This is a genomic window from Flavobacterium sp. FG19, from assembly GCF_057809475.1.
Genome location: NZ_JBMDKA010000003.1, coordinates 169,074 through 180,434, shown reverse-complemented (window position 1 = coordinate 180,434; position 11,361 = coordinate 169,074). Strand labels below are relative to the sequence as shown.

Genomic DNA, 11,361 nt, shown 5'->3' with positions numbered 1-11,361 from the left:
ATGCACTTCGATAACATAGAAACCAACCATAAATATCTAGAGGACATATTGTTTATTATCCGAGAAGGAATTAAACAAAAAAAAGGAAAATTAGATAGAAATAAACGTGAAGGTCTAAACACGCAATTGCTAGTAGAAGCTTTCAATATTATTGGAACTACAAATTCGCAAATAAAAACATGGATTGGAGTTCAAAAAGAGCATGAGCGTATTAATGGGATGGGTAGAGAAGATATTTACTTTCATTTAAATGATGACAATCACACCCGTATATTCTATATGGAAGCTAAAAGACTTCCAAAATATAAAACAAAAACTGAGGAGGAATATGTTTTTGGAGATGAAGCAGAGGGCAAGAAATCAGGTGGAATTCAGCGATATAAAATTCTAGTCCATGGGAATCTTAGCTCAAATTATAATGGAATGGTCGCATACGTAGAAACCCAAACTATCGACCATTGGCTTCTTTTAGTAAATAGTAAATTAAGGGATAAGTATCCTAATGATACGCTATTGACCCCCATCAATTATGAAAATGAATATACTTCAATTCATAAATTTGAAAATTCGGAGGATAAGACTTTTACGATGCACCACTTTTGGATAAATTTACAAAATGAGTAACAAACCATTATAATTTCAATTGATGATCTTATCACTATGATCATAGGGAACTTTTATAAGGATTCGAACCCTTACAATTCTTTGTGTTTTAATTGTTTAATATTGTTTACACCATCTATCAACTTTTGAATGTCTTCATAGCGGTAGTAAACCCATTCTACTAAACCATTACATCTTTGCTGAATTGAGCTATTGAATAATTAAGTTCGTATTCGATATTTTTAGACAGTTAAATCTGAATGTACCAAGAAAAAAATGTAGACAAGAAAGATCTATCAAGCTAGTACTAATATGATTAAGTCTAAAAAAAAAATGGTAAATTTAAAATTTGTAGATACATAAAAAAGGCTGAAGTGCAAACCTAAGCCTTTTTAGTAAATTCCATCGAACTCTTAAAATCTAAAAATATTAGATTAAATTTTTCTTGAAGAACGCTTCCAATTTATCGAATGGAATAACATCAACTTTATCATACAGGTCAACGTGAACAGCATCTGGGATAATCATCAGTTCTTTTGGCTCTGCAGCCAGTTTGTAAGTATCTTCACTAAAGTATCTTGAGTGTGCATTTTCGCCAGCTTTTTTTACCCGCTTTTACTTCTTAATATTGGTCATAGAACACTAAACTTGCTTTGGCAAGCGTATTTTTAAAGAGGTTAAATCCAACACCTGGCGGAAGTGTATTTTCATTTAAGCCCAATTGATCTGTATTCAATGCATATACAGTTATTGTATACTTATGGATTCCTGTATTTGGAGGAGGACAAGGACCTCCATATCCCGAAACACCAAAGTCTGTTAGAGATTGTATTGCGCCTTTTGGTGTAAGTTTGGCAGAAATATTTCCCGCACCTGCGACCAATTCGTTCACATTGGCAGGGATATCAAAAACTATCCAATGCCACCATCCACTTCCAGTAGGTGCATCTGAGTCGAACATCGTAATAGCAAAGCTCTTAGTACCCTCTGGAGCATTTTGCCAGGTTAGTTGCGGTGATTGATTTTCGCCATTGCATCCACTGCTGTTTAATCTCTCTTTTGAGGTTGCCTGTCCTTGAAGATTTTTACTGGTAAGTGTAAATGTTTTTTGGGCAAAAGCAGTACCTCCCATAATAAGGCAGATTATTAATATATTAATTCTTTCTATTCTTAAATTTTTCATCTTATTTCCTTTTAATTATAAAGTAAAATTATAGAAAGACGACAATAACGACATTTTTAAGAGGCTCAACTTTGTTTATTGTAAGGCTCAAATTCAGGATCACCATCAGATCGATAAAACACATTCTCTTGGGATTTTTTGGCGATTTTGTATCAAGTAGTTACTTAATATTGCTTACACCGTCCATTAATTTTTGAATATCCTCATAACGATAATACATAAGCCCTCCAATTTTATTATATGGCAGAGTGCCATTAACTCGTAGGTTTTGCAGAGTGCCGGCTGAAATGCTTAATAGTTTACGGACCTCATAACTTTTGAGCCATACGCGCGTTTCCTCGCCTTTTTTGCGCGGATACTGTTGATAGCTCCTTATTTCTTCCAGCAGTTCTTTTTTAAATTTTTCCAGGTCATCCCTTGTAATAAGATCTACATTCATAACACACACTTTTACTTTAATACTATCATCCCCGCCACATCAAGCGTCTGATCTTCAAAGATTAGTACAAAATAAATGTATTGTGATATCAATAAAGTGGATTTGCGTAGGTTTGGCAGACAATGGCTTTTTTTTGCTGATGAAGGGACATAAATTATAAGAGATGCTGTTGTGTTTTTGCAGAGCAGCTGATTTTTACTTTACAGCTTTTGGTGTAAAAGAGGTATTTATCAGAGAGCAGCTAGCTGGCTGCAAATGTAAAAAGCGACTAATAGACCAATATGGGAGATAAGCAGACCTATTAAATGGGAGTTGAGCGACATACTTTTGTTGGAAAAATGTATCATGAAATTTGGCTTCCTAATTTTATTGCTGTCTGTGGTTTTTCCCTGCTATGCTCAATTTCCTGTAGATAAAGAGTCTGTCGATCAGATTATTACCAGGCATCCTGCCTTTTCAATATTTAAAGATAATTATTTTGTTACCGGAGTCAATCTTGGTGAGGAGCCTACAAGAAATTCAATGGATGCAAAATTTCAGATCAGTTTTAAACAGCGTTTAAGCAATAAAGCTTCAATATTAGGTGCTTATCCGTACTTAACCTACACACAAAAATCATTCTGGAAGATTTATAAAGCATCAAGTCCGTTTGAAGAAAGCAATTATAATCCAGGACTTATGCTGCTTAAGCCCATATACAGGGAAAAGAAATTTATAGGTGCTTTGAACTTGGGGATTGAACATGAATCTAATGGCCGGGACAGTATTTATTCACGAAGTTTTAATGCCGTTTCGGTCGGTTTTATTAGAGCTTTTTCTCCCAAACTTGCGGTTGGGGTAAAGCTTTGGCTTCCATTTCTTATAGACAATAATCCTTCACTTCCAAAATATATTGGTTATGGCGAAGGACAGCTGCAATGGGTAATACATGAGGACAGATTGTTTTTTGATCTCACGGTCAGAAAAGGAGCTGACTGGGATTTTAAAGGAAGTATTAATGGTGCAATAAGTTACCGTCTTACAAAAAATGCTAATCAGCTTATTACTCTGCAATACTGGCAGGGATACAGTGAAAGTCTGATAGATTTTAAGAAAGAGCGTGGAATGCTCCGCGTTGGCTTTGTGCTGAAACCGACTTTCTATCGCTTTTATTGATTTTGGATCACCTGGTCCAATTGAGAAATATTAGCAAAGCGACAATTAGACTATTCTTTTCTATTTCAATCTTTGTGACTGCTGGTTTAAAATGTCTTGTAAGAATTAAAAATTAGATCGTTCCAGCCTATTACATATTGTATTCAGCTTATTAACATTTGTCATTTATAACAGCAAAATTGAAAGAGGAAATATAAGTTAAAAGGCTTAAATCCATGAATAAAAAACAAGAAATTATTGAAACTGCTTCCTTGCTTTTTTCTAAAGAAGGAATTAAGAAAACCTCTATAGATCTTATCAGCAGGAAGTGTGGTATTTCTAAAAAGACCTTCTATATTTATTTTACAGATAAGGAAACTATTATTACTGATATCGTAACGAATGCATTAAGAAGGACTGAAGAATATATGCAGACTCTTTCGGTCATTTCTTTAGATGCAGTTTCTGAACTTAGTAGTTTTTTTGAATTTATTCAGAATGATAATTTTGAATTTACACCAATTTTTCTGAGTGATCTTTTAAAATTTTATCCTGATATAAGTGATCTGATTACAGTATCCAGAAAAACAAAGTTTTTACCTTTTTTTATCCATAACCTTGAAAAAGGTGTATGTGAAGGCTGTTATCGAAAAGCTATTAACGGAAAGCTCACAGCAGAAATGTATTTCAGGCAGGTAGACTTTATACTTGAAGATGGAACTCTTAGTGATTCTGAGAAAATCAGTGTTTTAACGTACATCAACAACTTCTTCCTTTATGGAATTAGAAATTCAATGGATTGATACTGTTGTAAGAGGTGTTTTCTAATACTGTTTTGAAATACATTTACGGGTTTATAAAGATTTTGCCTTACAGTCAATTTGATTTGATCTGAAAATTGCAAAAAGATTGGAATTAAGGGATTACTTTTTGATTTAACAGCATTTAAAAAGTAACTCTATTGTCTCTTTTAAAAGTTGATGATTTTAAATTAGTTAAAAAAAAATGGAACAATTAAATTAATATTCGACATTTGTATAAAGGATAGCTGATTTGATTGCTTAGGAATTTCAAGATTTTTTTCAGCAGGATAGCTTTAGCAATGGAAAAAAATAAAAATATAAATAATCATTTTAAATTCAACGAACTCCATGCTTTGGAGAAGATACATCACAGTGGGCTATTTGTAGAGTGCAATATAGTAATGCCTGAGCTCGAGCATCTCACAAGACATTTTAGAAGTGATTTTTTTCAAATTATGCTCGTGAACAGCGGCAGCGGAGAAGTGAATATTAACCTGCGGGATTACAAGGTAAAATACCGGGATTTTTTAACCACCGGCCCTTACGATATTAAAAAGGTTAATAATACAGATAACTGCCGGCATTCTTTAGTTTTATTTACTGGCGATTTTATAAGGGATTCAGGTATTAATAAACATGCAAACGAACTGCTTCATACATTTACTTCAGGAATGTCGCCTAAAAACAGTCTTAAATACGAAGATTATAAGACCCTAAATAATAAAATCGCTGAAGTTCACAATCTTTATGTCAATCAGTCAAATCATATTTATGGCAAAGAACTTCTTTACCTGTCTTTTACCTCCCTGCTTTTTGAAGTCGCAGCGATAAGCCAGAAATATTCTGAAACTGTAAATACACCAATCACAAGAAAAGAACATATAGTAATTACGTTTGTTAATCTGGTCAAAGATAATTTTAGGGAACATAGAAATTTATCGTTCTATGCTTCACGGTTGAACATTACACCTAAATATCTTACTCAAACTACTAAAGCAATTTCTGGAAAATCTGCAGCTTTGATTATAGAGGGCATTGTAAATGAAGAAGCAAGGATGCTTCTTGATAATCCGTCTCTAAGCATAGGAGAGATATCCCACATGCTTAACTTTACTGACCAGTCCTTTTTTGGCAAATTTTTCAAGCGGGGTGTTGGTGTCAGCCCCAAAAATTACAGAAGTACCCGTAGATAAAGTAATATCCGCCTTATCATTTTTATATCAGTAGAATAGCAAATGCTGATGTAGCACCTGTATTTTATCTCATTTTTATTGCAATAGACCGTAATAGCAATTATCTCGAGTTGTATGGTTTTTGGACTTAGCACTAAATAGGATTGCAGTTTTGGCGCTTTAGTTTAAATATCTGCTTACTTTTTTGTTATCTGTACTCTTATGAATTCTTTATTCAAGTAACTTTTTTATCCATCCTCTAAGTTTTTATACTTCTAAGTTGTTGTTTTTTAATATTTTGAGTATTTGTTTTTATTTTTTTTATAATCAAAAACTCATGAAGAACAAAAACGACAATTAGACCAATATTACAGAAGATTGTCTCTTTTGACAGGGGGTGCTGGTTTCTACTTTTGCCTGCATACAGTTCAAATTTACAAACCTATAGTTATTTTTATGAAATCGTTTAATTTATTTTTAGCAGCGCTTGCACTTGCGTTCTCTACTCAGAGCTGTAAGAAAGCTGAAACACAACAGAAGCAGAAGCCTGTAAAAGTGTCTTATGTGGAAATCTCCGAAGTGGAGAGAGAACAGGAACTTCACTATTCAGCAACAATTGAAGCTGATAATACTGCACAAATTGGTTTTGCAGTTTCCGGGATTGTAAACACCGTATTAGTCGAAGAAGGACAGTATGTAAAACAGGGACAGCTTCTCGCTTCACTGGATGCCACTACTTTTTCTAATTCGTACAAAATTGCCAACTCAAGCTATGCACAGACTCTTGATTTATACGAGAGACAAAATCAGCTGTATAAAAAAGGAAGTCTGCCGGTAAGTGAATACATCAGTATTAAAGCCAAGCTTGAGCAGTCAGAGGCAAATAAAAAAATCAGCGCTAAAAACCTTGCAGACTGCAGGCTAACTTCTCCTATGTCGGGTATCATAACTATAAAAAGTATTGAGAGAGGAAGTACAGCAGGCCCTGGCGTTGCTGCCTTTACAATTATTAAAACTGACCAGGTTTATGCAGTGATATCCGTGCCGGAAGTTGAAGTAGGAACACTCCGTCCAGGCATGGACGTTTCTATTTACGTTCCAACATTAGATGAGAACTTAAAAGGCAGGATTAACATTATAAACCCTCAGGCCGACCAAACATCTAAGACCTATATGGTTAAGGCCAAAATTAACAACACTAATCAAAAGCTGCTTCCGGGGATGCTAGCGGAAGTTGCAGTTTATCCGAAAAAAAATAAAAAAGTAATTGTGATTCCTGCTTCTTCTGTTGCCAGAGATGCAGATAACTTTACCTATGTCTATGTTATAAACAACCAGAACAAAGCTGTCCGAAAGCGAATTACTGTGGGTAAAATTACGGGAAGGCAGGATTTGATTGTTGAGCAGGGAGTAAATGCTGGTGATAAGGTTGTAGTCTCAGGAGTAACCAGACTTAAAGATGGTGCAGAGGTAACATTTTAATTGAGAAGTAACAAGATAACAGATGAAAACTAAAAAAATAAATTTCATAGAGTGGGCAATGAAACATAAAGAGATTACAATTGTGGTCACTTTTATGTTTGTAGCCTTTGGAATATACTCTTTGCTTACCATGCCCAGGGCTGAGGACCCCAAAATTGATATGCCCGTGGCGATGGTCTATGCTTTTTATCCGGGAGCGGATGAATTGCAGACTGAAAAACAAGTTACTGATAAATTAGAACAATACCTTTTCTCCTTTGAAGAAGTAGATAAGAGAAAAACCAGGTCTCAGACTAAAGATGGATCGGTGTTCGTCACTGTTGAACTCTATGCTAAAGTTAAAGACCGAAAAAAATTCTGGGCTACTCTGCAGCATGGTTTAAATACAATCTTAAAACAGGAACTGCCATCAGGTGTGCAGGGACCCGTAGTAAATAGTAATTTTAGTGATGTGTCGGCGGAAATCATATCAATTTCCTCTTCAACGCGCAATTATAGGGAGCTGGAAAGCTACCTTGACAAGGTTGAGGATAATTTGAAGACTATACCAGAGGTATCCAAAATTAATCGCTCAGGCGAGCAGAAAGAGCAGATATACGTTACGATTGATGACCGCAAAATGCAGCAGTACGGTTTTGATGTATCTACTATCACCAATGTGCTTCAAAAGCATAATGTTACTGGATATTCAGGTGAAGTGACAATTAATAAAAACACTATCCCGATCTTCACTGACAGCCAGTATAATTCAGAAAAAGAGATTGCGGATCAGATTATTTATACAACAGCTGAAGGAATTGTAGTTAAGCTTAGCGACGTAGCAAAAGTTGAACGCCGTTATGAAGAAGAGACTTCTTATATCAGACTTGGTAAAGAAAGAGCTGTGCTTTTGTCTATCGCAATGCAGTCCGGAAATAATATTGTGACATTCGGTGAGAGAATTGAAGAGAGGCTTAAAGAAATTCAGAAGGATTTTCCAGATGATGTTAAAATACAAACTGTATTTTCTCAGCCTAAGGTAGTTGAGCATAGTGTGAGCCATTTTATGCTGGAATTTGGCCTGGCGATAATATCTGTGGTAGTGGTGGTAATGCTGCTGCTGCCTTTTAGAATGGCAGCCGTTTCTTCACTTGCCGCTCCAATTGCTGTAATGGTCACCTTTGGGGTAATGAATATGATAGGCATAGAATTGCATCAGGTTTCTCTCGCTGGTTTAATCATTGTTTTAGGAATGCTTGTCGACGACGCTGTTGTGGTTGTTGATAATTATATAGACAAGCTGGATGAAGGAATTACGCCCTGGGAAGCTGCTTACAAAGCGGCAAAGCAGCTGGCTCTTTCCATATTCACTGCAACATTAGCAATTATTTTTGCTTTCCTTCCTCTTGTAATCTTTATGGAAGGTATTGCTAAAGATTTCATGGAATCACTGCCAGTGGTTATTGCTGTAGCATTAACAGCATCACTTCTGATTGCTTTGTTTCTTACCCCTTATATGTGTTTTGTATTTATTAAAAAGGGTCTTCATCATCAGAAAGATGAAAATAAAGAAAGTAAGAAATCCCTGCTTGACCGTATGCAGGATTTATTTGACCGTGCAGTAGCATATTGTTTTGCGAGACCTAAAGCAACTCTTTCTGCAGGCGTACTTGCTGTAGTTCTGGCTTTTGTAATTGCAGCCAATGTGCAGCAGGAATTTTTTCCCGTAAGTGAGAGGGATCAGTTTAGTGTTGAATTCTGGCTGCCAAGCGGTACGTCCCTGCCAGAGACTGAAAGAGCTGTTGTAAAGGTCGAAGAAATATTAAAGAAAGATCCGAGGATTAAAAGTGTTGCAAGTTTCCTGGGAACAAGTGCTCCGCGTTTTCAGACCTCTTACTCTCCGGAGAATCCCAGAAGGAATTTCGCACAGCTTTTAATTACAACTGAAAGTGATAAAGCAACTGATGATATGGTGAAAGAATATCGACCAAAATTTGAAGGGTTTTTAAAAGACGGTTATATAAGATTTAAACAATTGAGCCTTCAGGAAGGAGCTCCCATTGCTATTCGTGTGATCGGAAACGATATGAAAGATCAAAAAATGGTAGGAGAAAAGATAGCAGCCATACTTGAAAAAGCAGAAGGGACTAACTGGGTGCGTAGTGACTATGAAGATGATTATCTGGGAGTAAGCTTGAAAATAAAAGAAAGAGCCGCATCACGCCTTGGGGTTTCAAATGAAGCCATAACACAGACTCTTGGTGCTGGATTAAAAGGGTATTCCGTTTCTAAGGTCTGGGAAGGAGATAATCCGATAGATATATTTATCAGGCTCGATGCTGATAATAGAAATGATTTAAGCAACATTGAAAATCTTCACGTTACCAGTTCATATGGCAAGTCGGTTTCATTAAAAGAAGTAGCGGAAGTTACTCCTACATGGCATACCGGAGTTATTGCCCGTCGAAATGGTTTGAGAACGCTGTCTGTTCTTGCAGAAGCTCAATCAGGAATTAAAGCAGCAACCATCCTTCAGAATATTCAGCCTGAGATTGATGCCCTTGAGCTTCCTTCAGGAATTACAATAAAATATGGAGGGGATGCCGAATCAAGTGCTGATAACATGCCGGGAATGCTTACAGCTCTCTCTGTAAGTATACTTTTAATTTTTCTGACTCTGCTGTTTCAATTTAAAACACTTGCGAAAGCGCTGATAGTACTCTCAACATTCCTTCTAAGTCTTCTAGGAGCTTTCACCGGTCTGTTTGTAACAGGAAATCCAATGGGGATGACTGCATTTATGGGTATTATAGCTTTAATAGGTATTGTTGTCCGTAATGGTATCATACTGGTGGATTACACAGATGAACTAATCAAGGATCATGGTTACAGTATAAGAGATGCTGCACTAACAGCTGCTAAGAGAAGAATGAGACCTATCTTTCTTACATCGGCGGCAGGCGCAGTCGGTCTTGTTCCTATGATTGTCAGTAAGTCTCCATTGTGGGCACCTCTAGGAAGTGTGCTTGCTTTTGGCTTACTTGTATCTATGGTTCTTACTTTATTTGTTATCCCTGTTATGTATTACAAGTTCATTAAACCGGAGATTCTTGAATCGGGAGAACAGGATGACGAGCTTAATAAAAGCGAATCCAGCATCCATTAATCAATAAAAGAGGAATATTATGAAAAGTATATACAGTATAAGCATTATAACCTTGCTTTCGCTGACATTTTGCTGCGGTGTAAGAGCGCAGGGAAAACAATTTAGTTTGGAAGAATGTCGAACTATGGCTTTAGCCGATAATAAAAAAATAAAAAAAGCTGCTCACAATATCGATGCCGCCAAAGCAGGACTTGCCTCCACAAAAGCTTCCGCATTACCTTCATTGGAGGGGTCGGTAAAGGGAATTCACGTAGGAGATCCATTGAGTTCGCTTTTGCCTTCAGAAATGCTTAACGGAGGTCTTGATATCAAACAGAATATTTACAGTGGCGGAAAGCTTAATTATGGAAAAAAAACGGCATCTAAATCAGTAGAACTTTATGAGAAGCAGAAAGAGATGACGGAAGCCGAAGTATTACTTGCAGTTGAAACCAGTTATTGGCAGCTTGTTCAGGCTACTGAAAATATAGCTGTAACCAATAAATACAGAGATATGCTTAAGGACCTGCGCCAGGTATTCCAAAACTCAGTAGATGCGGGTCTGACTTATAAGAATGATCTTCTTCGTGCAGAGGTAAATCTTAATAATGCAGAATTATCAATCCTTCAGGCTAATGATGCCCTTATACTCTGCAGGCTTAATCTCGCCCAGCTTATCGGGCAGCCTGGCGACGTAAACTTTACTATTGAGGAAGCTCTGGAGTATAATTATCAAGAAGTCAATGGTCAGGAATCTGTAGAAGACCGCCCTGAAATACAGATCATGAAGAAAAGTTTAGAGATTGAGGAGCTTCAGACTAAAATTCTAAAAGCTGACCAGCTTCCACAGGTTGGCCTTTCAGCAAGTGGTCTGGCAGTATACGGAAATGGCGTAAATCCGTCAAACCAAAATAATCAAATGTATACGTATTACGGTATGCTGAGTGTTTCCATACCAATATTCAACTGGGGTAAAAACCAGAACACTGTAAAAGAACAGAAATTTAAAGTTGAAGCTGCTAAAGAAGAATTGGAAGATAGCAAAGAGCTGTATAATATCGAAATGACAAATGCACAAATGCAGCTAAACCAGTCATTTAAAAAAATTGCACTTTCAAATGCTTCACTGAGACAGTCAGAAGAAAACTTGAGACTTGCTAATGATCGTTTTAGTGTTGGAACAATAACCGGAAATGATGTTCTGGAGGCTCAGGTAATTTGGGAACAGGCAGTACTTGCTCTTGTTCGGGCAAAGGCAGAATATATGATCAATCTTGCCACGTATAAGAAAACTATAGGTAAGTTGTAAGAGAAAAAATTGTAATTATTCATTGCGCCGGTCTTCATCCAATCCGGATGCAGACCGGTTCTTTTTTAATATGGTTACGGAAGATTTTTTGAACTATCAGAAAACGTTTAAT

9 protein-coding genes and 1 pseudogene are annotated in these 11,361 nt (G+C 36.4%); 7 read left to right on the top strand and 3 right to left on the bottom strand.

Going from position 1 to position 11,361, the window contains the following annotated elements; all coding sequences use genetic code 11:
• Complete coding sequence (locus ACODST_RS04465; protein ID WP_488930906.1) at positions 1-624, top strand: hypothetical protein; 624 nt, start codon at positions 1-3, stop codon at positions 622-624.
• 408 nt (positions 625-1,032) lie between these two features.
• On the opposite strand, the pseudogene ACODST_RS04460 reads toward ACODST_RS04465, so the two are convergent.
• From ACODST_RS04460 to ACODST_RS04450, 3 genes and pseudogenes are all read right to left on the bottom strand, one after another.
• Positions 1,033-1,203 (bottom strand): annotated as a pseudogene (locus ACODST_RS04460) (alpha/beta hydrolase); the annotation flags it as partial.
• Positions 1,204-1,225: 22 nt separating this feature from the next.
• Positions 1,226-1,786: a YbhB/YbcL family Raf kinase inhibitor-like protein gene (locus ACODST_RS04455; protein WP_488930905.1), complete on the bottom strand. Its 561-nt coding sequence runs from the start codon at positions 1,784-1,786 to the stop codon at positions 1,226-1,228.
• A 160-nt stretch (positions 1,787-1,946) separates the two neighbouring features.
• Positions 1,947-2,225 (bottom strand): helix-turn-helix domain-containing protein, encoded by a 279-nt coding sequence (locus tag ACODST_RS04450; protein WP_488930904.1) that lies wholly within the window; start codon positions 2,223-2,225, stop codon positions 1,947-1,949.
• A 345-nt stretch (positions 2,226-2,570) separates the two neighbouring features.
• On the opposite strand from ACODST_RS04450, the gene ACODST_RS04445 reads away from it, so the two are divergent.
• The 6 genes from ACODST_RS04445 (at position 2,571) to ACODST_RS04420 (ending at position 11,249) form a co-directional block, all read left to right on the top strand.
• Entirely contained in the window at positions 2,571-3,380 is an 810-nt protein-coding gene (locus ACODST_RS04445; RefSeq protein ID WP_488930903.1) for a phospholipase A, read from the top strand.
• Positions 3,381-3,595: 215 nt separating this feature from the next.
• Positions 3,596-4,162, top strand: coding sequence for a TetR/AcrR family transcriptional regulator (locus ACODST_RS04440; RefSeq protein WP_488930902.1), 567 nt, complete (start codon positions 3,596-3,598; stop codon positions 4,160-4,162).
• A 299-nt stretch (positions 4,163-4,461) separates the two neighbouring features.
• The gene (locus ACODST_RS04435; protein ID WP_488930901.1) at positions 4,462-5,355 is read left to right on the top strand and encodes a helix-turn-helix domain-containing protein; all 894 of its coding nucleotides are present in this window, start codon (positions 4,462-4,464) and stop codon (positions 5,353-5,355) included.
• A 435-nt stretch (positions 5,356-5,790) separates the two neighbouring features.
• Positions 5,791-6,816 carry an efflux RND transporter periplasmic adaptor subunit gene (locus ACODST_RS04430; protein WP_488930900.1) on the top strand — a complete coding sequence of 342 codons (1,026 nt, stop codon included), beginning with the start codon at positions 5,791-5,793 and terminating at the stop codon, positions 6,814-6,816.
• A gap of 22 nt (positions 6,817-6,838) precedes the next feature.
• Positions 6,839-9,961, top strand: a complete 3,123-nt coding sequence (locus ACODST_RS04425) for an efflux RND transporter permease subunit (protein ID WP_488930899.1) — start codon at positions 6,839-6,841, stop codon at positions 9,959-9,961.
• Positions 9,962-9,980: 19 nt separating this feature from the next.
• The gene (locus ACODST_RS04420) at positions 9,981-11,249 is read left to right on the top strand and encodes a TolC family protein (protein WP_488930898.1); all 1,269 of its coding nucleotides are present in this window, start codon (positions 9,981-9,983) and stop codon (positions 11,247-11,249) included.
• Positions 11,250-11,361 lie beyond the last annotated feature (112 nt).